At 62.6% G+C, this 22,839-nt stretch carries 24 protein-coding genes; 23 read left to right on the forward strand and 1 reads right to left on the reverse strand.

The annotated features are described in order from the left end of the window. Positions 1–5: 5 nt before the first annotated feature. The 15 genes from fliH to flhB all read left to right on the forward strand — a co-directional run bounded on the left by fliH (position 6) and on the right by flhB (position 12,308). Positions 6–782: a flagellar assembly protein FliH gene (gene fliH / locus LLJ08_RS07635; RefSeq protein ID WP_042927002.1), complete on the forward strand. Its 777-nt coding sequence runs from the start codon at positions 6–8 to the stop codon at positions 780–782. Then, positions 772–2,130, forward strand: coding sequence for a flagellar protein export ATPase FliI (fliI, locus tag LLJ08_RS07640; RefSeq protein WP_042927000.1), 1,359 nt, complete (start codon positions 772–774; stop codon positions 2,128–2,130). Before fliH ends, fliI begins: the two co-directional genes overlap by 11 nt. A gap of 3 nt (positions 2,131–2,133) precedes the next feature. Then, on the forward strand, positions 2,134–2,586 hold the full coding sequence (gene fliJ / locus LLJ08_RS07645; protein ID WP_023446690.1) for a flagellar export protein FliJ: 453 nt from the start codon (positions 2,134–2,136) through the stop codon (positions 2,584–2,586). A 237-nt stretch (positions 2,587–2,823) separates the two neighbouring features. Beyond that, positions 2,824–3,129 carry an STAS domain-containing protein gene (locus LLJ08_RS07650; protein ID WP_003299593.1) on the forward strand — a complete coding sequence of 102 codons (306 nt, stop codon included), beginning with the start codon at positions 2,824–2,826 and terminating at the stop codon, positions 3,127–3,129. A 1-nt stretch (position 3,130) separates the two neighbouring features. Further along, on the forward strand, positions 3,131–4,822 hold the full coding sequence (locus tag LLJ08_RS07655) for an ATP-binding SpoIIE family protein phosphatase (RefSeq protein ID WP_228208601.1): 1,692 nt from the start codon (positions 3,131–3,133) through the stop codon (positions 4,820–4,822). A gap of 28 nt (positions 4,823–4,850) precedes the next feature. Then, positions 4,851–5,201: an Hpt domain-containing protein gene (locus LLJ08_RS07660; RefSeq protein ID WP_042926997.1), complete on the forward strand. Its 351-nt coding sequence runs from the start codon at positions 4,851–4,853 to the stop codon at positions 5,199–5,201. Between the two features lie 168 nt (positions 5,202–5,369). Next, complete coding sequence (locus LLJ08_RS07665; RefSeq protein ID WP_228208602.1) at positions 5,370–6,608, forward strand: flagellar hook-length control protein FliK; 1,239 nt, start codon at positions 5,370–5,372, stop codon at positions 6,606–6,608. 244 nt (positions 6,609–6,852) lie between these two features. Further along, the gene (gene fliL / locus LLJ08_RS07670; RefSeq protein ID WP_228208603.1) at positions 6,853–7,386 is read left to right on the forward strand and encodes a flagellar basal body-associated protein FliL; all 534 of its coding nucleotides are present in this window, start codon (positions 6,853–6,855) and stop codon (positions 7,384–7,386) included. 13 nt (positions 7,387–7,399) lie between these two features. Next, positions 7,400–8,371, forward strand: a complete 972-nt coding sequence (gene fliM, locus LLJ08_RS07675; protein ID WP_042926994.1) for a flagellar motor switch protein FliM — start codon at positions 7,400–7,402, stop codon at positions 8,369–8,371. 40 nt (positions 8,372–8,411) lie between these two features. After that, on the forward strand, positions 8,412–8,885 hold the full coding sequence (fliN, locus tag LLJ08_RS07680; RefSeq protein ID WP_003299587.1) for a flagellar motor switch protein FliN: 474 nt from the start codon (positions 8,412–8,414) through the stop codon (positions 8,883–8,885). Between the two features lies 1 nt (position 8,886). Beyond that, positions 8,887–9,306 carry a flagellar biosynthetic protein FliO gene (gene fliO, locus LLJ08_RS07685; protein WP_023446686.1) on the forward strand — a complete coding sequence of 140 codons (420 nt, stop codon included), beginning with the start codon at positions 8,887–8,889 and terminating at the stop codon, positions 9,304–9,306. Further along, positions 9,306–10,082: a flagellar type III secretion system pore protein FliP gene (gene fliP, locus LLJ08_RS07690; RefSeq protein ID WP_041014454.1), complete on the forward strand. Its 777-nt coding sequence runs from the start codon at positions 9,306–9,308 to the stop codon at positions 10,080–10,082. Before fliO ends, fliP begins: the two co-directional genes overlap by 1 nt. 11 nt (positions 10,083–10,093) lie before the next feature. Then, positions 10,094–10,363, forward strand: a complete 270-nt coding sequence (gene fliQ, locus LLJ08_RS07695) for a flagellar biosynthesis protein FliQ (protein ID WP_003296594.1) — start codon at positions 10,094–10,096, stop codon at positions 10,361–10,363. A gap of 4 nt (positions 10,364–10,367) precedes the next feature. Continuing rightward, positions 10,368–11,144, forward strand: coding sequence for a flagellar biosynthetic protein FliR (gene fliR, locus LLJ08_RS07700; RefSeq protein WP_221103906.1), 777 nt, complete (start codon positions 10,368–10,370; stop codon positions 11,142–11,144). Between the two features lie 27 nt (positions 11,145–11,171). Next, complete coding sequence (gene flhB / locus LLJ08_RS07705; RefSeq protein WP_228208604.1) at positions 11,172–12,308, forward strand: flagellar biosynthesis protein FlhB; 1,137 nt, start codon at positions 11,172–11,174, stop codon at positions 12,306–12,308. A 43-nt stretch (positions 12,309–12,351) separates the two neighbouring features. On the opposite strand, the gene sodC is transcribed toward flhB, so the two are convergent. Further along, a complete protein-coding gene (sodC, locus tag LLJ08_RS07710; protein WP_228208605.1) occupies positions 12,352–12,873 on the reverse strand; it encodes a superoxide dismutase family protein in 522 nt (173 codons plus the stop codon). 221 nt (positions 12,874–13,094) lie between these two features. On the opposite strand from sodC, the gene flhA reads away from it, so the two are divergent. From flhA to LLJ08_RS07750, 8 genes are all read left to right on the forward strand, one after another. Continuing rightward, the gene (gene flhA / locus LLJ08_RS07715) at positions 13,095–15,215 is read left to right on the forward strand and encodes a flagellar biosynthesis protein FlhA (protein ID WP_041014453.1); all 2,121 of its coding nucleotides are present in this window, start codon (positions 13,095–13,097) and stop codon (positions 15,213–15,215) included. Between the two features lie 15 nt (positions 15,216–15,230). After that, on the forward strand, positions 15,231–16,523 hold the full coding sequence (flhF, locus tag LLJ08_RS07720; RefSeq protein ID WP_228208606.1) for a flagellar biosynthesis GTPase FlhF: 1,293 nt from the start codon (positions 15,231–15,233) through the stop codon (positions 16,521–16,523). Between the two features lie 91 nt (positions 16,524–16,614). Then, a complete protein-coding gene (fleN, locus tag LLJ08_RS07725) occupies positions 16,615–17,442 on the forward strand; it encodes a flagellar synthesis regulator FleN (RefSeq protein WP_014820851.1) in 828 nt (275 codons plus the stop codon). A gap of 17 nt (positions 17,443–17,459) precedes the next feature. Then, positions 17,460–18,185 (forward strand): RNA polymerase sigma factor FliA, encoded by a 726-nt coding sequence (gene fliA, locus LLJ08_RS07730; protein WP_014820850.1) that lies wholly within the window; start codon positions 17,460–17,462, stop codon positions 18,183–18,185. Between the two features lie 74 nt (positions 18,186–18,259). After that, positions 18,260–18,634 carry a chemotaxis response regulator CheY gene (locus LLJ08_RS07735; RefSeq protein ID WP_011913679.1) on the forward strand — a complete coding sequence of 125 codons (375 nt, stop codon included), beginning with the start codon at positions 18,260–18,262 and terminating at the stop codon, positions 18,632–18,634. Positions 18,635–18,657: 23 nt separating this feature from the next. Then, positions 18,658–19,452, forward strand: coding sequence for a protein phosphatase CheZ (locus tag LLJ08_RS07740; protein ID WP_042926985.1), 795 nt, complete (start codon positions 18,658–18,660; stop codon positions 19,450–19,452). Between the two features lie 11 nt (positions 19,453–19,463). Further along, positions 19,464–21,656 (forward strand): chemotaxis protein CheA, encoded by a 2,193-nt coding sequence (locus LLJ08_RS07745; RefSeq protein ID WP_042926983.1) that lies wholly within the window; start codon positions 19,464–19,466, stop codon positions 21,654–21,656. Positions 21,657–21,709: 53 nt separating this feature from the next. Next, on the forward strand, positions 21,710–22,825 hold the full coding sequence (locus tag LLJ08_RS07750) for a protein-glutamate methylesterase/protein-glutamine glutaminase (protein WP_023446677.1): 1,116 nt from the start codon (positions 21,710–21,712) through the stop codon (positions 22,823–22,825). Positions 22,826–22,839 lie beyond the last annotated feature (14 nt).

The raw sequence follows: 22,839 nt of genomic DNA on the forward strand, positions 1-22,839 counted from the left end.
CACACATGGCCAAGGACAACCCCAGCGACGTCATACGCGCGAAAGACGTCAGCCTGTTCGATCGCTGGTCGCTGCCCAGCTTCGACCCGCAGGGCGAAGAAGACGAGTTGCCTGCCGCAGGGGCTGTGGAAGAGCCCGCCGAAGAGTTGGCGCGAAGCGAGGACGTCCCGGTCGAGGAAGTCAAACCGCTGACGCTCGACGAACTCGAAGCGATCCGCCAGCAGGCATACAACGAAGGTTTCGCCACCGGCGAGAAGGATGGTTTCCATGCCGGCCAGCTCAAGGCGCGGCAGGAGGCCGAGGCCGCGTTGGCGCCGCGGCTGGAAAACCTCGAGCAGCTGATGGGTCAGTTGCTCGAGCCGATTGCCGATCAGGATCGCAATCTCGAGCACGCCATGGCGACCCTGGTTAGCCACATGGCGCGCGAAGTGATCCAGCGTGATCTGCTGATCGATTCCAGCCAGATCCGTCAGGTGCTGCGTGAGGCGCTGAAGTTGCTGCCAATGGGCGCCAGCAATGTGCGAATCCACGTCAATCCGCAGGACTTCGAGCTGATCAAGGCGCTGCGCGAGCGGCACGAGGAAAGCTGGCGAATTCTCGAGGACAGCAGCCTGCTGCCTGGCGGCTGTCATATCGAAACCGAGCACAGTCGCATCGATGCGAGCATCGAGACGCGTCTCACCCAGGCCATCAAGCAACTGTTCGAACAGCAGCGCGAGAATGCCACCCGTCCCCCTGCCGCCGATCTGACCATCGATCTGGACATGCCCGATGCGCCTTGAGCGAACCAGTTTCGCCAAGCGTTTCGAAGCCTATGGCGAAGCGATCAAACTGCCCAGCCAGCCCATGCTCGAAGGGCGCCTGCTGCGCATGGTCGGACTGACGCTGGAGGCCGAAGGGCTGCGCGCAGCCGTTGGCAGTCGCTGCCTGGTGATCAACGACGACAGCTATCACCCCACCGAGGTCGAGGCCGAGGTGATGGGCTTTTCCAGCGGCAAGCTGTATCTGATGCCAGTCGGCAGTCTTGCCGGAATCGCCCCGGGCGCGCGGGTCGTGCCGCTGGTCAATACCGGACGGCTGCCCATGGGCATGTCCATGCTCGGCCGCGTGCTGGATGGCGCAGGGCGTGCACTGGACGGCAAGGGCGGCATGAAAGCCGAGGACTGGGTGCCGATGGTCGGCCCGGTGATCAACCCGCTCAAGCGCCATCCCATCAGCGAGCCACTGGATGTCGGTATCCGCAGTATCAACGGGTTGCTCACGGTCGGGCGCGGTCAGCGTCTCGGCCTGTTCGCCGGTACCGGGGTTGGCAAGTCGGTGCTGCTGGGCATGATGACCCGTTTCACCGAGGCCGACATCATCGTGGTCGGGCTGATCGGTGAGCGGGGGCGTGAGGTCAAGGAATTCATCGAGAACATCCTCGGCGAGGAGAGCATCAAGCGCTCCGTGGTGGTGGCATCACCGGCTGACGAAGCGCCGCTGATGCGCCTGCGCGCCGCGCAGTACTGCACGCGTATTGCGGAGTACTTCCGCGATCAGGGCAAGAACGTGTTGCTGCTGATGGATTCGCTGACGCGCTATGCCCAGGCCCAGCGCGAGATCGCCCTGGCCATCGGCGAGCCGCCAGCGACCAAGGGCTATCCGCCGTCGGTGTTCGCCAAGCTGCCGAGTCTGGTCGAGCGCGCCGGTAATGCCGAGCAGGGCGGCGGCTCGATCACGGCGTTCTACACCGTGCTCTCCGAAGGTGACGACCAGCAGGACCCGATCGCTGATGCCGCTCGCGGTGTACTCGACGGCCACATCGTGCTGTCGCGCCGTTTGGCCGAAGAAGGCCACTATCCGGCCATCGACATAGAAGCCTCCATCAGCCGGGTCATGCCGCAAGTGGTGAGCGCCGAGCATGTGCGCGCGTCGCAGCGTTTCAAGCAGCTCTGGTCGCGCTACCAGCAGAGCCGCGACCTGATCAGTGTCGGCGCCTATGTGCCAGGTGGCGATCCGGAAACGGATATGGCCATCGCACGCCAGGCCGAGATGGTCAGTTACCTGCGCCAGGGCCTCGATGAGAGCGAGGACCTGACGCGCAGTGCCGCGCAGCTCGCAGCGGTGTTCAATCCACGGCAGGGCGGCTAACCGATGGCGGCTAGTCGGGCGGCGCGCCTGGCGCCGGTCATCGAGATGGCCGAAAAGGCCGAGCAGGAGGCCGCGCGGTTGCTGGGCCAGGGCCAGACTCAGCTGAATCAGGCCGAGGCCAAGCTCGGTGAGCTGGAGCAGTACTTCAGGGACTACCAGCAGCAGTGGATGCAGCAGGGCAGTCAAGGCGTCTCGGGGCAGTGGCTGATGAATTACCAGCGCTTCCTGTCGCAGCTGGAGTCGGCCATCGGGCAGCAGCAGCGCAGCGTCAACTGGTACCGCGACAACCTGAAGAAACTGCGCCAGCAGTGGCACCAGCGCCATGCGCGTGTCGAAGGCCTGAGCAAGCTGGTCGAAAGCTATCAGAAGGAGGCGCGGATCGCGGCGGACAAGCGCGAGCAGAAGTTGCTCGACGAGTACGCCCAGCGGCTGTCCGGGAGAACGCGTGAGCAGTGATCCAGCCACGGTCTCAGGCCGGATTCGTGCTTGCCGTACCGCTGCTTGAATGATAAATCTTGACCGCGTTTCAGCGCGGCGACCGCCAACAGATCGTTTCAGCTGCCATCTGGCTCTTCCGAGGATAAGTCTCAGAACCGGATGGCCGCCTTTCAGCCGGTACACGGCTGTTCATTTCGCTTATCGCGACGGCTGCTCGCAAGCCGCTTTCAAGACGTACCGGATCAGGAGTGCCACATGACCATTACCTCGCAGCCTTCGACGGATGGCCAGGAGTTGACCATATCCATCAGCGGACGCTTCGACTTCAATGCGCATCAGGCCTTCCGTGATGCTTACCAACGTCAGGACGTGAATCCGCAGCGTTATGTGGTCAATCTGCAAGGCACCACTTACATGGATAGTTCGGCGCTGGGCATGCTGCTCTTGTTGCGCGATCACGCCGGTGGCGACGAGGCGGACATCCGCCTGCTCAACTGCAATGGCGACGTGCGCAAGATCCTGTCGGTGTCGAATTTCGAACAATTGTTCGTGATCGCCTGACATGCCCATGCGGCTGTCGATCCTGATCGCCGAGGACAGCCCGGTCGATCGGATGCTGCTTTCCACCATCGTTGCCAAGCAGGGCCACCGGGTGCTGACGGCAGCCGATGGGCAGGAGGCGGTCGAGCTGTTTCAGGAGGAGCGGCCGCAGCTGGTGCTGATGGACGCGCTGATGCCGGTGATGGACGGCTTCGAGGCGGCGCGGCGCATCAAGCAACTGGCCGGCGATGAGCTGGTCCCGATCATCTTTCTCACCTCGCTGACCGAGCACGAAGCGCTGGTCAGCTGCCTCGAGGCTGGCGGCGACGACTTCATCGCCAAGCCTTACAACCCGATCATTCTCGAAGCCAAGATTCAGGCCATGCATCGCCTGCGCCGCCTGCAGGCGACCGTGCTCGAGCAGCGCGACCTGATCGCCAGGCGCAATCAGCAGCTGCTCGACGAACATCGGGCCGCCAAGGCGATCTTCGACAAAGTCGCACATGCTGGTTGCCTGAGCGCGCCGACCATCCGCTTCCGCCAGTCGCCGCAGGCGCTGTTCAACGGCGACCTGCTGCTGGCGGCGCAGGCTCCGGCGGGGCAGATGTTTGTCCTGCTCGGCGATTTCACCGGCCACGGCCTGCCCGCCGCGATCGGGGCCATGCCGCTGGCGGAAACCTTTTACGGGATGGCGGCGAAGGGGTATTCGAGCACCGACATCCTTCGCGAGATGAATGCCAAGCTCAAGCAGATCCTCCCGGTGGAGATGTTCTGCTGTGCCACGTTGCTCGATATCGATCCCAAGCAGGGCAGTCTGCGGGTGTGGAATGGCGGGTTGCCGGATGGCTACCTGATCGGCGCGGATGGCCGGCGCACGGCGCTGGTGTCCCGTCACCTGCCGCTCGGCGTCGTCTCCCCGGCGGCGCTGGACGACAAGTTCGAGCATTACCCCTTGGCCCCCGGCGACCGGCTGTTGCTGCTGTCCGACGGCGTGGTCGAGAGCCGCAATGCCAATGACGAGCTGTTCGGCGAACAGCGCCTGCTAGCCACTCTGGACGCCAACGACGATCCGGCACGGCTGTTCGACGAGATCGAGCAGGCGCTGCTGGATTTCCACGGCCAGCAGCACGACGACTTGAGTCTGGTCGAGGTCGTGATCAGCCCGGAGGTGATCACGATGCCGTCGATTGCCCCGGCCACCGCGCACCGCTCACGGCCGATGGACTGGTCGATTCGGCTCGAGCTGCGTGCCGACAGCCTGCGCAGTGGCAATCCGTTACCTTCGCTGCTGCAGATACTGTTGCAGGTCAATCAGCTGCGCTCGCGTGTCGGCGAGATCTACACCGTGTTGGGCGAGCTCTATTCCAATGCCCTGGAGCATGGCGTGCTCGGCCTCGATTCAAGCCTCAAGTGCGATGCCGACGGTTTCAAGCATTACTACGACCTGCGCCAGCAACGCCTGCAGGCGTTGGTCGACGGCCATGTGCACCTGCAGCTGAACATCAAGACCGCCCCGCATGGTGGTCGGCTGCGTATCGGTATCAGCGACAGCGGCTCGGGCTTCGACGTGTCGCGCGCGTTGCAGGCGCAGTTGGGCAGCGATCGCTTCAGCGGTCGCGGTTTGCATCTGGTGCGCCAGTTGAGCGACCGATTCGACTGGCAGTCGGATGGACGCGGGCTGAGCGTAGAGTTCATCTGGCAGGCTGAGGCATAATCGTCCGCTTTCATTCAGGGGTGTATCGGTGTCCAACACTCATCTCGACAGCGCCGTGCTGACCACGCTGCAGGACGTGATGGAGAGTGAGTATCCGGCGCTGCTGGATACCTTTCTTGCCGACTCCGAGGAGCGCGTTCGGCTGCTCCGCCAGGCCTGTCTCGCCGACCAGTCTGAAACCTTGCGGCGTGCTGCGCACAGCTTCAAAGGCAGCTGCAGCAACATGGGCGCGACGCTGCTGGCCGACCTCTGCCAGGAGCTCGAGAGTGCCGCTCGGGAGGAGAACCTCGCCCAGGCCCCGGCGCTCATCGAATCCATCGAGCGGGAGTTCGCCATCGTCGGCATCCTCTTCCGCGCCGAGCGCCAGCGCTACGGCTGAGTGGCCAAATCTCTGACGCGTAAGCGCTTCTGAGGGCTGAGCCGCGGCCCGTCGGGCCATCATTTCTGGCAATGCCAGCGCGTATCCACGGTGTTTTTCCGGCAAACATGCTGCTGGCCCGGAACTTGCTCTGCTTCCGCTACGATCCATCCGTAGCGGAATGACCTCATGGCTGTTTCCCCCGACCTGTTGCTTAGATCCCCATCCGTCGACGCACGTCCCAAAGCGGCGGCCAAAGCGCCGGAGGCGCCGCGTGAAGGGCGAGACAGCGGCAGTTCCAGCTTCTCCGACGTCTACGCCAAGGAGCGTCAGACGAAACCAGCCGAGCGTCCGGTGCGCAATGAGGCCGGCCGTGACAAGCCGGTCGAGGACAAGCGCGAGCAGGAAACGGCGGAGGCGACCACCGACGAGAAGCCGGCGGTTGCCGAAAGCGGCAATACCTTGCCTCCCGAAACGCCGGCGGAGGAGATGCCGGAGACGGAGCTCGATCCAATGCTGTTGCTTGGCCTTGGCACGCAGTTCGTGGCGGAGTCCGAAGCCCTGCCTGAAGCCGAGGTCGATGCTGTCTCCCTGCTTCCGGGGCTGCCGACGACCGCTGCCGGCATCGCCGGCGATGAGGCTGTCGATGCGGACGAAGCAACACTGGCCGGCATGCGTGCGCTGACCGAAACCCCGGCAGCCATGCAGAAGACGGCCCAGCAGCAATTGCAGAACCCGCTGGCCGATGCGCAGACGAAGGCCACGGCAGACGATGGCTTTGCCAGCGCGTTGCTGGCGAGTCAGGAAGCGGGTGAGGGCGAAGAGCTCGATGTGGAATTGCTGACCAAGGACCTGCTGGAAAGCGTGGAGGCGCCAAAGGAGAGTCGTGCCAGCGCCAGCGAACTGGCTGCGGGACGCCTCAACCCCTTGAGCCAGGCCATCGCTCAGCAGGTGCAGCAGTCGCAGCGTCCGCAACTGGTGCCGGGTCAACCGGTACAGATGCAGCAGTCCGGCTGGAGCGAGGCGGTCGTCGACCGCGTGATGTGGCTGTCCAGCCAGAACCTAAAGTCGGCGGAAATCCAGCTCGATCCGGCTGAACTCGGTCGTATGGAAGTACGCATCGACCTGACCAAGGACCAGGCGCAGGTGACCTTCCTCAGCCCGCATGCGGGGGTGCGCGACGCGCTGGAAGGACAGATGCAGCGACTACGGGAAATGTTCACCCAGCAGGGCATGAACCTGATGGACGTGAACGTATCCGATCAGTCGCTGGCGCGTGGCTGGCAAGGCGGAGCCGATGGTGGTTCCTCGCGGGGTGGAGCGTCGGGTGAGGGCGATCTGGCAGGCGATGAGGTGGAGCTCGGCGTGACGGAAATTGCCTCCAGTCGTGTCGCCGGTGATCGCGGACTCGTCGACTACTACGCCTGAGCCATCCGCTTTGAGGGATAATCCGGCGCCGCCGTTCAGGTGCGCGCCGGTTTTCCGCCGCCCGTCGCTGCAATCGCTTTCGCGTCGCCTATCCAGGCGTTGTCTCCATCCTTTTCCTGATACCTTGTGAGCGCACTGCCTGGAGCCCGAGGCTGCGCCGTACCGGCGTGCATTGACGTTGGCACAGCTGTTGCTCCTAACTCCTGAAATCAGAATCGAACGCTGTTGATGACGGATATTTGGCATGGCTAAGAAACAGGCTCCACCAACAGTGCCGCCAACCGGACCGGAAGCGGAACCGGCAGGCAAGGGAAAGCTGAAACTCATCCTGGTGATCGTGGTCGCCATGTTGGTGGCCGTAGGGCTTTCCATCGGCGGTACGCTTTACTTCATGAACAAGGGCGGCGACCTCGGTGACGACAAGGCCGAAGTGGCCGCGAGCACCGCCTCGGGCAAGCAGCCGGCGATCTATGAAGTCCTGATGCCGGCTTTCGTGGTCAATTTCAGCAACAAGGGACGCCAGCGTTACATGCAGGTCAGTATCGCCTTGATGTCACGTGATCAGGCTGCGCTGGATGCACTGAAAGTGCATATGCCGTTGTTGCGCAACCGACTGGTCATGCTGTTCTCCAGTCAGGACTTCGAGGCGTTGAAAACGCCCGTGGGCAAGGAAATGCTGCGTCAGCAGGCGACTGCCAGCGTGCAGGAACTGGCGCAGAAGGAAATTGGCAAGCTTGCCGTCGAGCAAGTGCTTTTCACCAACTTCGTATTGCAATAGAAGGCTGCCGCAGATGGCTGTTCAAGACCTGCTCTCGCAAGACGAGATCGATGCGCTCCTGCACGGGGTCGACGACGGTCTGGTGGATACCGAAAGCGATTCCGAGCCGGGGTCCATCAAGAGCTACGACCTGACCAGTCAGGACCGCATCGTGCGTGGGCGCATGCCCACCCTGGAAATGATCAACGAGCGTTTCGCCCGTTACACCCGCATCAGCATGTTCAACCTGCTGCGTCGCTCGGCCGATGTGTCGGTCGGTGGTGTCCAGGTGATGAAGTTCGGCGAGTACGTGCATTCGCTGTATGTACCCACCAGCCTCAATCTGGTGAAGATGAAGCCGCTGCGTGGCACGGCGCTGTTCATCCTCGACGCCAAGCTGGTGTTCAAGCTGGTGGACAACTTCTTCGGCGGCGACGGTCGCCACGCCAAGATCGAGGGGCGCGAGTTCACCCCGACCGAGTTGCGCGTCGTACGCATGGTGCTCGATCAGGCCTTCACCGATCTCAAGGAAGCCTGGCACGCAGTACTGGACGTCAACTTCGAGTACGTCAACTCGGAAGTGAACCCGGCCCTGGCCAACATCGTCAGCCCCAGCGAAGTGGTGGTGGTTTCCACCTTCCACATCGAACTGGACAGTGGCGGTGGCGATCTGCACGTGACCATGCCTTATTCGATGATCGAGCCAATCCGCGAAATGCTGGATGCCGGCTTCCAGTCGGACGTCAGTGACCAGGATGAGCGTTGGGTCAAGGCGCTGCGTGAAGACATTCTCGACGTCAGCGTTCCGCTGGGCGCAACTGTCGTCAGGCGGCAACTGAAATTGCGCGACATTCTGAACATGCAGCCCGGCGACGTGATCCCGGTGGAAATGCCAGAAGACATGATCATGCGTGCCAATGGCATGCCGTCCTTCAAGGTCAAGCTGGGTGCCCACAAGGGCAACCTGGCATTGCAGGTGCTGGAACCCGTGGTCCGCCCACGCTGAGCCAGCCCTTTACTCAATTCGAGCCGATCGAGGATTAGCGATGGCAGACGAACACGACAACACCTCCCCCGAGGAACAGGCGCTGGCCGATGAATGGGCTGCGGCGTTGGCCGAAGCTGGCGACGCCAGCCAGGACGACATCGATGCGCTGCTGAATCAGGGGCCGGAAGCGGCTGCACCAGCCGCCCCGCGGGCACCGCTGGAGGACTTCGCCAGCGCACCCAAGTCCAATGGCGTGCAGCTGGGACTGGACGGCCCCAATCTGGACGTGATCCTCGACATCCCGGTTTCCATCTCGATGGAGGTCGGCAGTACCGAAATCAGCATCCGCAACCTGCTGCAGCTGAACCAGGGCTCTGTGGTGGAGCTTGATCGTCTGGCCGGCGAACCGCTGGATGTGTTGGTCAACGGCACGCTCATCGCCCACGGCGAGGTGGTGGTGGTCAACGAGAAGTTCGGCATCCGGCTGACCGATGTGATCAGCCCGACCGAACGCATCAAGAAGCTGCGCTGACGTGCGCGCGCTCGTATTCCTGGCAGTGTTCGTCGCGCTGCCAGCCTTCGCCGCAGAGCCGGCAACCAGCATGAGCAGCGCGGGCATGGGCGCTCAGCTGAGCAAGCTGATGCTCGGCCTGTTGCTGGTGATCGGGCTGATCTTCCTGCTCGCCTGGCTGCTGCGTCGAGTTCAGCAGCTGAACCCCCGCGGCACTCAGGTGATCAAGCTGATCTCCACCCAGGCGCTGGGGCCTCGCGAGCGGCTGGTGCTGGTCCAGGTTGGCGGCGAGCAGATTCTGATCGGCCTCAGTGGCGGCCGCATCACGCCATTGCACGTGATGCAGGAGCCGGTACATCTGCCGGACGCCGAGCCGGCCAACCCTGAATTCGCCCAGCGTCTGATGGAGCTGCTCGGCAAGGACCACAAGGACAAGCCTTGATGTTGCGCATTCTGCTGGTGGTCGCGCTGATGTTGCTCGGCCCGCTCGCCATGGCGCAGGAGCCTTCCGGCATCCTGGCCCAGGGAAACAACCCGCTCTCGATTCCGGCGATCACGCTGACCACCGACGCGGAAGGGCAGCAGGAATACTCGGTCAGCCTGCAGATTCTGCTGATCATGACGGCGCTGAGCTTCATTCCGGCGTTCGTCATGCTGATGACCAGCTTCACCCGCATCATCATCGTGTTTTCCATCCTGCGTCAGGCGCTTGGCCTGCAGCAGACACCGTCGAACCAGATCCTCATCGGCCTGACCCTGTTCCTCACGCTATTCATCATGGCGCCGGTGTTCGAGCGGATTAACCAGGAAGCGCTGCAGCCTTACCTCAGCGAGCAGATCCCGGCGCAGGAAGCGATTGCCCGCGCCGAAGTACCGCTCAAGGGCTTCATGCTGGCGCAGACCCGTGAGAGCGATCTTGAGCTTTTTGTCAGGCTGTCACGACGCACCGATATCGCATCGCCGGAAGCTGCACCGATGACCATCCTGGTGCCAGCGTTCGTCACCTCCGAGCTGAAGACGGCGTTCCAGATCGGCTTCATGATCTTCATTCCCTTCCTGATCATCGACATGGTGGTGGCCAGCGTGCTCATGGCGATGGGCATGATGATGCTGTCGCCGCTGATCATCTCGTTGCCGTTCAAGATCATGCTGTTCGTGCTGGTGGACGGCTGGGGTCTGATCATCGGCACGCTGGCCGGTAGCTTCGGCACGCTTTAGGAACCACGCATATGACTCCAGAAGTAGCGGTGGACCTGTTTCGCGAAGGGCTGTGGATGACGGCGATGATCGTCGGCGTGCTGGTGGTGCCAAGCCTGCTGGTCGGCCTGGTGGTGGCGATGTTCCAGGCCGCGACGCAGATCAACGAGCAAACCCTGAGCTTCCTGCCGCGCCTGCTGGTGATGCTGCTGACGCTGATCTGGGCTGGGCCATGGCTGGTGCGCGAGCTGATGGAGTACACCCAGAACCTTGTCCAGAACATTCCGTTGCTGATCGGGTAAGCGCGTGCTTGAGCTGAGCAATGCGCAGATCGGCGGCTGGGTAGGGCAGTTTCTGCTGCCTCTGTTCCGCATCGCCGCCTTGCTGATGAGCATGCCGCTGATCGGTACGCAGCTGGTGCCGATGAGGGTGCGGCTTTACCTGTCGCTGGCCATCGCCCTGGTACTGGTGCCGACGTTGCCGCCCATGCCGGTGGTCGAGTCGCTCAGCCTGGCCTCGTTGCTGTTGATCGCCGAGCAGCTGGTGATCGGTGTGATGCTGGGGTTCGTCCTGCAGCTTTTCTTCCACGTATTCATCGTGTCCGGCCAGTTGCTGGCCATGCAGATGGGCCTGGGTTTCGCGTCGATGGTCGATCCTGCCAACGGCATCTCGGTGCCGGTGCTCGGTCAGTTCTTCAACATGCTGGTGATCCTGTTGTTCCTCTCGGTCAACGGTCATCTGGTGGTGCTGGAGATTCTTGCCGAGAGCTTCGTGACGCTGCCGGTAGGTGGTGGTCTGTCGACCAATCATTACTGGGAGGTGGCGGGCAAGCTGGGTTGGGTCTTGGGCGCCGGGTTGCTGCTGGTGCTGCCTGCGATCACCGCACTGCTGGTGGTGAACCTGGCGTTCGGTCTGATGACGCGGGCCGCGCCGCAATTGAACATCTTCTCCATTGGCTTTCCGTTGACCCTGGTGCTGGGTCTGATCATCGTCTGGATCGGCATGGCCGACATCTTCGCCCAGTACCAGATATTCGTCAGCGAGGCGCTGGCGATGCTGCGTGAGCTGGCGGGGGCGCGCTGATGAACGCGGCAGGGCAGGAGGTCGCGCATGGCTGAGAGCGAAAGCGGCGCCGACAAAAGCGAGGAACCCACAGAGAAACGCCTGCGCGAATCCCGCGAGAAAGGGCAGCTGGCCCGTTCCCGCGAACTCAGCACGGTCGCCGTGACCCTCGGCGGCATCGGCGGTTTGCTGGCGTCGGGCGCAGGTCTGGCACAGAGCCTGATGGCGATGATGCAGGGCACCTTCGAGCTGAGCCGGGAAACGCTGCTCGATGAAGGGTCCATGGTTCGACTGCTGATGGGCAGCGGCATGCTTGCGCTGGAGGCGATCATGCCGCTGCTGATCGCCTTGCTGATCGCATCGATCGTTGGCCCGGTGGCGCTCGGTGGCTGGTTGTTCTCGGCCAAGGCGATGGCGCCGAAGATGAGCCGGATGAATCCGGCTGCCGGGCTCAAGCGGATGTTTTCCACCAAGGCGCTGGTCGAGCTGCTCAAGGCGCTGGGCAAGTTTCTGGTGGTGCTCGGCGTCGCTTTGGCGGTGCTTTCGGCCTATCAGGACGATCTGCTTTCAATCGCCAAGCAGCCACTGGATCTGGCCATCATGCACAGCGCCGAGGTGGTTGGCTGGTGCGCGCTGTGGATGGCTTGCGGTTTGATCCTCATCGCGGCGGTGGATGTGCCGTTCCAGCTCTGGGACAACAAGCAGAAGCTGATGATGACCAAGCAGGAGGTCAAGGACGAGTACAAGGATTCCGAGGGCAAGCCGGAGGTCAAGTCGCGCATTCGCCAGTTGCAGCGTGAGGCAGCGCAGCGCCGCATGATGCAGGCTGTGCCCGACGCAGACGTGGTGATCACCAACCCGACGCACTTCGCCGTTGCCCTGAAATACGACGGCGACAAGGGCGGTGCGCCTCGGCTGGTGGCCAAGGGCGGCGACTTCGTCGCGCTGAAGATTCGCGAAATCGCCCAGGAGCACAAGGTGACGGTGCTGGAATCACCGGCGTTGGCGCGGGCGGTGTACTACTCGACCGAACTGGACCAGGAGATTCCTGCCGGCCTTTACCTGGCAGTGGCGCAGGTACTGGCGTACGTCTATCAGCTGCGCCAGTACCGCGCGGGCAAGGGGCGGCGGCCGGACCCCTTGAATGATGTGCCCATCCCGCCGAATCTGCGCCGCGACGACTGAGGCGCATCACGCGGCGATCGCCGGCTCGCCGCGTGACCCAGCGTTATTCGATGACGCCGCAGGCGACCCGCGCACCGCCACCGCCCAGGGGTTGCGGATGATCGGAATGATTGTCTCCGCCCTGGTGAACCATCAGCGCCAAGCCTTTGATATCGCCCAGGCTCTTCAGGCGCGGCGCCAGCACTGGCTGACTGGCTTTGCCCTCGCTGTCGACGTACAGCGCCGGCAGGTCGCCCATATGGCCGTCACCCCAGGGTTCGCCATGCTTTCCGCTGTTCTTCGGGTCCCAGTGACCGCCCGCTGCGCCAGCCAGGGTCTGCTTGCCATCGATCTCGGCCGGCTCGCAACTGCCCTTGGCGTGAACGTGAAAGCCGTGGGCGCCAGGCTGCAGGCCAGATAGCTCGGGGCGGAACACCAGCCCGTATTCGCTGTTTTCGATCTTGACGCTGCCGACCGATTCGCCGACGCCCTGGGCCGTCACGGCGTTCACCTTGACGTTCAATGTATCAGCCTGAACGGCGACCGCAGTGCAGCCGGCCAGCGCGGCGATGATCCACTGTTTCATCTGGAAGCTCCTTTGTACGAACGGCGACGGGCTGTCGCCGGTTGCTAGTGTGACTGCCAGTTGTCGGTGGCGTTCGCTGGCGCGGCGGCTCGCAGGTCTGTCTGGGGACAGACCGTGCGGCGGGCTCTGCGACGGGCCGCAGAAGTTGGACCCCTTCTTGCTATAACCCGGGCAGGACGCTTGTCGCGTCAAGAATTCGTTCTGTATCCCCGGGGGCTACGTTGGATCGCACGCAACTCATCAATATTCGCAATGGCCTGACGGGTGCGGGGCGCGGCAACCTCGGCGTGCCGCTGCTGCTGCTCGTGATGATGGGCATGATGATGCTGTCGGTGCCGCCGTTCCTGCTGGATCTGCTTTTCACCTTCAACATTGCGTTGTCGATCGTCGTGCTGCTGGTCAGCGTTTATGCGTTGCGCCCGCTGGATTTCGCAGTGTTCCCGACGATTCTGCTGGTTGCCACACTGATGCGTCTGGCGTTGAACGTGGCGTCGACGCGGGTGGTGCTGATCAACGGCCATGAAGGCGGCTCCGCTGCCGGCCATGTGATCGAGGCCTTCGGTAATGTGGTGATCGGCGGCAACTACGTCGTCGGTATCGTGGTGTTCGCGATCCTGATGATCATCAACTTCGTCGTGGTGACCAAGGGTGCCGGCCGCATCTCGGAAGTGAGTGCGCGCTTCACCCTTGATGCCATGCCCGGCAAGCAGATGGCGATCGACGCCGACCTCAACGCCGGCCTGATCGACCAGGAAGAAGCCAAGAAGCGTCGTAGTGAAGTGTCGTCGGAAGCTGATTTCTACGGCTCCATGGATGGTGCCTCGAAGTTCGTCCGTGGTGACGCCGTCGCCGGTCTGCTGATTCTCTTCATCAACCTGATCGGCGGCGTCGGTATCGGCATGGCGCAGCACGGTATGAGCTTCAGCGATGCCGGCCAGGTCTATGCACTGCTGACCATCGGTGATGGCCTGGTTGCGCAGATTCCTTCGCTGCTGCTGTCCACCGCGGCGGCCATCATGGTTACCCGCGTTACCAGTTCCGAGGACATGGGGCAGCAGGTGCAGCGGCAGATGTTCGCCTCGCCCAAGGCGCTGGCCGTTTCCGCGGCAATCATGATTGCCATGGGTCTGGTTCCCGGCATGCCGCACATGTCCTTTCTCGGCCTTGGCGCCGCGGCTGCAGCGGGTGCCTACTGGATCTGGCATCGGCAGAAGCAGGTCGTGAAGAAGGCCGAGCAGGAAGTACAGAAACAGCAGGATCTGCTCCCGGCCCAGCGTGCGGCCGAAACCAAGGAGCTGGGTTGGGACGATGTAACCCCGGTGGACATGGTGGGGCTGGAAGTTGGATACCGTCTGATTCCGCTGGTGGATCGCAACCAGGGTGGCCAGCTGCTGGCCCGAATCAAGGGCGTACGCAAAAAGCTCTCGCAGGACCTGGGTTTTCTCATGCCCTCGGTTCACATCCGTGACAACCTCGATCTGTTGCCCAACGCCTATCGCTTGACGCTGATGGGGGTGAGTCTGGCCGAGGCTGAGGTCTATCCGGATCGGGAGCTGGCGATCAACCCGGGCCAGGTGTTCGGTCCGCTCAATGGCATTACCGCCAGAGACCCGGCGTTCGGGCTGGAGGCGGTCTGGATCGAAGCGAGCCAGCGTGATCAGGCGCAGTCGCTTGGTTATACCGTGGTGGATGCCAGTACCGTGGTCGCCACCCACCTCAATCAGGTGCTGCACAAGCACGCCCACGAACTGCTTGGCCATGAGGAGGTCCAGCAGCTGTTGCAGCTGCTGGCCAAGAGCTCGCCCAAGCTGGCCGAGGAGCTGGTGCCTGGGATGGTTTCGCTGTCCACGCTGCTCAAGGTGCTGCAAGCCTTGCTGCAGGAGCAGGTGCCGGTGCGCGACATCCGGACCATCGCCGAGGCCATCGCCAATGCGGCCGCCAAGAGTCAAGATCCCGCCGCAATGGTTGCTGCGGTACGCGTCGCATTGTCTCGCGCAATCGTGCAAAACGTTGTGGGACTAGAGCCGGAGCTGCCTGTGATCACTCTGGAGCCTCGGTTGGAACAGATTTTGCTCAATAGCCTGCAGAAGGCTGGTCAAGGCTCCGAAGACGGCATTTTGCTGGAGCCGGGAATGGCCGAAAAGTTGCAAAGGTCTCTGGTAGAAGCAGCACAGCGTCAAGAAATGCTCGGCAAGCCGGCGGTACTGCTGGTAGCCGGCCCGGTACGGGCGATGCTGTCGAGATTCGCGCGTCTGGCTGTACCGAACATTCATGTTCTGGCCTACCAGGAAATACCGGACAACAAGCAGGTCACCATCGTCTCGACGGTGGGTCAGAATTAACCGAGGGTACAGGCCATGCAGGTCAAACGTTTCTTCGCCGCCGATATGCGCATCGCCATGAAAATGGTTCGCGACGAGCTGGGCGCCGATGCCGTGATCATCGGCAATCGCCGGGTGGCCGGTGGCGTCGAGCTGACCGCTGTGCTCGATTACCCCATGCAGTCCGCGCCGGCGGCCAACAAGCCCAACCCGGCGCTGGAAGCCGAATTGCGCAAGACGCAGTCGCGCCTGGCCAATGCACATGCCGAGCTGAGCGCTGCGCCGCGCGCGAAGATGCAGGATCGTCAACTGGTTGACGAGAAGCCTGCCGTCGCGGCCAGCAAGGCACAGCCCGATACGGTCGCCGAGCCTTCCCCCGCGGCCGACTCCCGTGCCATCGAAGCGATGTACTCGGAACTGCACGGTTTGCGCGAGCTGATCGAAGTGCAGCTCGGCTCGATCGCCTGGGGCCAGGAGCAGAGCCGTCGCCCGCAGCAGGCAGGCCTCTGGCGCCGTCTGCAGCGCCTGGGCCTGCCGGCCGAGCTGTCGCGTAGCCTGCTGGAAAAGGTCGCCGGCATTAACGAGTCGCGTCAGGCCTGGCGCATGGTGCTGGCGTATCTGGCGCAGGCAATCAAGGTCACCAAGAACGAGCCGCTGGAAGAGGGCGGTGTGATTGCTCTGGTCGGCCCAGCAGGCGTCGGCAAGACCACTACGCTGGCCAAGCTGGCTGCTCGCTACGTGCTGAAACACGGCGCGCAGAGCATTGCGCTGGCCAGCATGGACAATTATCGGATCGGTGCGCAGGAGCAGCTCAAGACACTGGGCCGGATCCTCGACGTGCCGGTGGTGCAGATCGATCCTAGCCAGCCGCTGAGCAAATCGCTGGCCTCGCTGGCGCGTAAGCGGATCATCCTGATCGACACCGCCGGCTTGCCGGCAAGCGATCCGACGCTGCGCATGCAGCTCGAAGCGCTGTCGGACAAGGGCGTCAAATCGAAGAATTACCTGGTGCTGGCGGCAACCAGCCAGAGCCAGGTGCTTAAGGCCGCATGGCACAACTATCGTCGTTGTGGGCTGGCCGGTTGTATCCTGACGAAGCTCGATGAGGCGGGCAGCCTTGGCGATGTACTCGGTCTCACGATCAGCCAGCATTTGCCGATAGCCTACCTCGCCGATGGTCCCCGGATTCCTGACGACCTGCATCTGCCGCGCAGCCATCAGCTGGTCAGTCGGGCGGTGAGCCTGCAGTCCGGCGAGGAGCCGAGCGAAGAAACCATGGCCGACATGTTCGCCGGGTTGTACAACGGCTCGTCACGGCGGGCTGGATGATGCTGCGACAGCGGTACTCGAATGAATCAGATGCGTGCCATGCGGACGCATCGCCGGCCGCAAGGCCCCAGCAAGATATAGGCATGTGAACATGGGTATGCATCCCGTACAGGTGATTGCGGTGACTGGCGGCAAGGGTGGCGTCGGCAAGACCAACGTGTCGGTCAATCTGGCACTGGCGCTGGCCGACCTCGGCCGGCGTGTGGTGTTGCTTGACGCCGACCTTGGCCTGGCCAACGTCGACGTGCTGCTGGGGCTTACCACCAAGCGCACCCTGGCTGACGTCATCGCTGGCGAATGTGATCTGCGCGACGTACTGATCCAGGGGCCGGGCGGCATCCGCGTAGTGCCGGCCGCATCCGGCACGCAGAGCATGGTGCAGCTGTCTTCCCTGCAGCACGCCGGGTTGATCCAGGCGTTCAGCGAGCTTGGCGACGAGCTCGACGTGCTGATCATCGACACCGCGGCTGGCATCGGCGATTCCGTGGTGAGCTTCGTGCGCGCAGCTCAGGAAGTGCTGCTGGTGGTCACCGACGAGCCCACGTCCATCACCGACGCCTATGCACTTATCAAGCTGCTGAACCGCGATTACGGCATCAGCCGCTTCCGCGTGTTGGCCAACATGGCTCACGCACCGCAGGAAGGCCGCAATTTGTTCGCCAAGCTGACCAAGGTTACCGAGCGCTTTCTCGACGTGGCGCTGCAGTATGTCGGTGCGGTTCCTTACGACGAAGCGGTGCGCAAGGCCGTGCAGAAGCAGCGCGCTGTCTATGAAGCGTACCCGCGCTCGAAATGTGCACTAGCCTTCAAGGCGATCGCGCAGAAGGTTGATACCTGGCCGCTGCCGGCGACGCCGCGGGGTCATCTCGAGTTCTTCGTAGAGCGCCTCATCAGCCCCGCTTCACCCAGCCACGAATGACAGGTGCCGGATCCGCTATGTATTACAGCAAGGCTCAGGCAAAGGATGCGCAGTACCGCCTGATCGATCAGTACGCCCCATTGGTCAAGCGAATCGCTTACCACTTGTTGGCGCGTCTGCCTGCAAGCGTGCAAGTGGACGATCTGATTCAGGCTGGAATGATCGGACTGCTGGAAGCAGCTAAGAAATACGACGCGGGCAAGGGTGCCAGCTTCGAAACCTACGCAGGTATCCGCATTCGCGGCACCATGCTGGACGAAGTCCGCAAGGGTGACTGGGCGCCGCGCTCGGTGCATCGCAATTCGCGGATGGTCAGCGAGGCGATCCGGGCGATCGAAGCGAAAACCGGGCGCGACGCTAAAGATCACGAGGTTGCGGCCGAACTTAAGCTAAGTCTCGACGAGTATTACGGCATTCTGGGCGATACGCTGGGCAGTCGCCTGTTCAGCTTCGACGATCTGCTGCAGGAAGGCGATCATGGCGAGCTCGAGGAAGACGCTGCCAGTCTCCACCCGGAGCCGTTCCGTGATCTCGAGGATGAACGTTTTCAGCAGGCGCTGGCCGACGCCATCGCCAACCTGCCCGAGCGTGAAAAGCTGGTGCTGTCGCTGTATTACGACGAAGAATTGAATTTGAAGGAAATCGGTCAGGTGCTGGGGGTCAGCGAGTCGCGTGTGAGCCAGTTGCATAGCCAGTGCGCTGCGCGCTTGCGCGCGCGCCTCGGCGAATGGCGCGCCAATTGACGATTGTTTGCGGTATGACGTGCTCGGTTTGCTGAGGCATTTTGGGACTTACGGAGGTCGACTTGGACAAGAACATGAAAATCCTCATCGTCGATGACTTCTCGACGATGAGACGAATCATCAAGAACCTCCTGCGTGATCTGGGGTTCACCAACACCGCCGAAGCGGATGACGGTACTACCGCGCTGCCGATGCTCAAGAGCGGCAGCTTCGACTTCCTGGTGACCGACTGGAACATGCCGGGAATGAGCGGCATCGATCTGCTGCGCACTGTGCGTGCCGATGAGCGCCTCAAGCACCTGCCGGTGCTGATGGTGACGGCCGAAGCGAAACGCGATCAGATCATCGAAGCCGCCCAGGCCGGGGTTAACGGCTATGTGGTCAAGCCTTTCACTGCCCAGGTGCTCAAGGAGAAGATCGAGAAGATCTTCGAGCGCGTCAACGGCTGAAGCAGCAACGCCGCGAGGGCACTATGACGCAAGCAGACCAAAGCCTGGCAGAGTTCGAAGCGACTCTGAAGGCGCATGCACCCAAGTTGATCGAAAGTCTGCAGCAGGGCCGCTTCGATGAAGCGACGCAGATGTTCAATGAGCTGAATCAGGTGCGCAACCACGGGCTTTACCTGGAAGTTGGCAAGCTCACCCGAGAGCTGCACAACGCCATCGTCAAGCTCGAGATGGACACCTGCGCCACCGGCGGCGACCCGTCGCCGATCACGGACGCGACCGATCGCCTGTCCTACGTGGTGGAGATGACCGAGAAGGCTGCCAACCGCACCATGGACCTGGTCGAAGAATCAGCGCCGCTGGTGAACTATGTGAGCTATGAGGCGCAGAGCCTGACAGCCGACTGGCAGCGCTTCATGCGTCGTGAAATGAACGCCGATCAGTTCCGCGACCTAGTCAAGCGCATCGACCAGTACTTGCAGCGCAGCATGAACGACGGCGGCCAGTTGTCGCAGAACCTCAGCGAAATAATGCTGGCTCAGGACTTCCAGGATCTGACCGGGCAGGTGATCAAGCGAGTGACCCGCCTCATCAGTGACCTCGAAAGCAACCTGCTCAATCTTGTCCTGATGGCGGGGCAGGTTGATCGCGTGGCAGGCATCCAGCATGACCGCGAGGCGATGCGCGCCGAGCAGGAAAAGAAAAAACAAGAAAAAGAGCCTTCCAAGGGTGAAGGTCCGCAGATGCATGCCGATATGCGTGAAGACGTCGTTTCCGGCCAGGACGATGTCGATGATCTGCTTTCAAGCCTGGGCTTTTAGGGGAAGTGAATATGAGCTTCGACGCCGATGAAGAAATCCTCCAGGACTTCCTGGTAGAGGCCGGCGAGATTCTCGAACTATTGTCCGAGCAACTCGTGGAGCTGGAAAGCAGCCCCGATGACATGGCGTTGCTCAATGCGATTTTTCGCGGGTTCCATACGGTCAAGGGCGGTGCCGGGTTCCTCCAGCTGCATGAGCTGGTGGAGTGCTGCCATATCGCCGAAAACGTCTTCGACATCCTGCGCAAGGGTGAGCGTCGAGTCGATTCCGAACTGATGGATGTCGTTCTGCAGGCGCTCGACGCCGTGAACGCGATGTTCAGCCAGGTCCGCGAGCGCGTCGAGCCGACGCCAGCCTCGCGTGAGTTGCTTGCGGCGCTGGCACGTCTGGCGGAGCCAGCCTCGGCTGATGAGCCAGCGCCGGCAGTCGAACCGCAGGTCGTGGCCGAATCCCGGTCCGAGGGCGCCGATAGCGAATTCGAACAGATGCTCGATGCCATTCAGCCGTCCGCCAGCGAGCCGGCTGCGGCCGAAGTAGCGACTGGCCCTGCCACCGACGAGATTACCGACGACGAATTCGAGTCGCTGCTCGACCAGCTGCATGGCAAGGGACAATTCTCTGCCGCTGCGGGTGCCTCGATGCCTGCCGAGAGCGAGTTCGTTGCTGCGCCGACTAGTGACGAAATCACCGATGACGAATTTGAAGCCTTGCTGGACCAGCTGCATGGCAAGGGCAAGTTCGAAGCGGCCCCGGCTGAACCCGCTGCGCCAGCAAGCGCTGAACCGGCAAAGGGCGGTGGTACAGCTGGTGCAGCTGATGAGATCACCGACGACGAGTTCGAAGCACTGCTCGATCAACTGCATGGCAAGGGCAAGTTCGAGCCTGCGGTCGTAGAGACCCCGGCTGAACCTGCTGCGGCTGTGCCGATCAAACCGGCGCCCAAGCCTGCCCCTGCTGCTGCTCCGGCCAAGGCCGCTCCGGCAGCTGCGGTGAGCAAGCCGGCCGCTGCTGCTCCGGCGGAAAAGCCTCCGGCCGAGGCCGAGACCACCGTGCGCGTCGATACCGCACGCCTGGACGAGATCATGAACATGGTCGGCGAGTTGGTGCTGGTGCGTAACCGTCTGGTACGCCTGGGCTCCAACAGCGGCGACGAGGCGATGGCCAAGGCCGTCTCCAACCTCGACGTGGTGACGGCCGATCTGCAGAGTGCGGTGATGAAGACCCGCATGCAGCCGATCAAGAAGGTCTTCGGTCGCTTCCCGCGCCTGGTCCGCGACCTGGCTCGCAGCCTGAAGAAAGAGATCAACCTTGAGCTCGTCGGTGAAGAAACCGACCTCGACAAGAACCTAGTCGAAGCCCTGGCCGATCCGCTGGTGCACCTGGTGCGCAACGCTGTCGACCACGGTATCGAGATGCCCGAGGAGCGCGAAGCCGCCGGCAAGCCGCGTACCGGGCGGGTAGTGCTTTCCGCCGAGCAGGAAGGCGACCACATCCTGTTGATCATCAGTGATGACGGTAAGGGTATGGATGCCAACGTCCTGCGCGCCAAGGCCGTCGAGAAAGGCATGCTGGAGAAGGATGCCGCCGACCGCCTGAGCGATCTGGAGTGTTACAACCTGATCTTCGCGCCGGGCTTTTCGACCAAGACCGAGATTTCCGACGTGTCCGGCCGCGGTGTCGGTATGGACGTGGTCAAGACCAAGATTTCCCAGCTCAACGGCACGGTGAACGTGTTCTCCACCAAGGGCCAGGGCTCGCGTGTGGTGATCAAGGTGCCGCTGACCCTGGCGATCATGCCGACCCTGATGGTCATGCTCGGCAACCAGGCCTTCGCCTTCCCGCTGGTCAACGTCAACGAGATCTTCCACCTCGACCTGTCGCGGACCAACGTCGTCGATGGCCAGGAAGTGGTGATCGTCCGCGACAAGGCGCTGCCGCTGTTCTACCTCAAGCGCTGGCTGGTCAACGATGCGGCTCAGGAAGAGCAGCGTGAAGGCCATGTAGTAATTCTCAGCGTCGGCAATCAGAGCATCGGCTTCGTCGTCGATCAGCTCGTGGGCCAGGAAGAAGTGGTCATCAAGCCGCTTGGCAAGATGCTGCAGGGTACGCCTGGCATGTCCGGTGCGACGATCACCGGCGATGGCCGCATCGCGCTGATTCTCGATGTTCCCAGCATGCTCAAGCGCTACGCACGCAGGATTTGATTCAGTCAGGCAGCGCTTACCTCGGATGGGAGCGCTGCCGCTAGGAGTGATGTATGGCAGTCAAGGTCCTGGTCGTCGACGATTCCGGCTTCTTTCGTCGGCGCGTCTCGGAAATCCTTTCCTCTGATTCGAATATCCAGGTCGTCGGCACCGCCACCAACGGACGCGAGGCGATCGACCAGGTGCTGGCGTTGAAGCCGGATGTCATCACCATGGACTACGAGATGCCGATGATGGACGGCATCACGGCGGTGCGGCAGATCATGCAGCGCTGCCCCACACCGGTGTTGATGTTTTCCTCGCTGACGCACGAAGGCGCTCGGGTCACCCTCGATGCGCTGGATGCCGGCGCCGTCGACTACCTGCCGAAGAACTTCGAAGACATTTCGCGTAACCCGGATAAGGTCAAGCAGCTGCTGTGCGAGAAGGTACATACCGTTTCGCGCAGCAACCGGCGCTACAGCACGTTCTGTACCTCGAGCGTAAGTACGCCGCCGGTATCCGCGCGTGGCACTGCCTCGACATTGGCTACTGCAGCGCCTCGGACCGGCGCTACAGCGCCAGCGCCCGCTGCGCCGGCAGCTCGTTCGCCGGCGCCGAAGCGCAAGGCGTACAAGCTGGTGGCCATCGGTACGTCTACTGGCGGTCCGGTGGCGCTGCAGCGTGTGCTCACTCAGCTCCCGGCGAATTTCCCCGCGCCGATCGTGCTTATCCAGCACATGCCGGCCGCGTTCACCAAAGCCTTCGCCGATCGTCTGGACAAGCTTTGCCGCATTCGTGTCAAGGAAGCCGAAGACGGCGATGTACTGCGTCCGGGGCTTGCTTTGCTGGCACCGGGTGGCAAGCAGATGATGATCGATGGCCGCGGTGCGGTCCGCATCCTGCCGGGCGATGATCGCCTCAACTACAAGCCTTGCGTCGACGTTACCTTCGGTTCGGCCGCCAAGTCGTTTCACGACAAGGTGCTGGCGGTAGTGCTGACCGGCATGGGTGCCGATGGTCGCGAAGGCGCACGGTTGCTCAAGCAGAGCGGCAGCCAGGTGTGGGCGCAGGATGAAGCCAGCTGCGTGATCTATGGCATGCCGATGGCGGTGGTCAAAGCCAACCTGAGTGATGCGGTCTACGGGCTCGACGATATCGGTCGCAATCTGGCCGAGGCGTGCATCTGATGGAGGCCCGCCTC

The organism is Stutzerimonas chloritidismutans (assembly GCF_020783375.1).
Classification (GTDB): Bacteria; Pseudomonadota; Gammaproteobacteria; order Pseudomonadales; family Pseudomonadaceae; genus Stutzerimonas; species Stutzerimonas kunmingensis.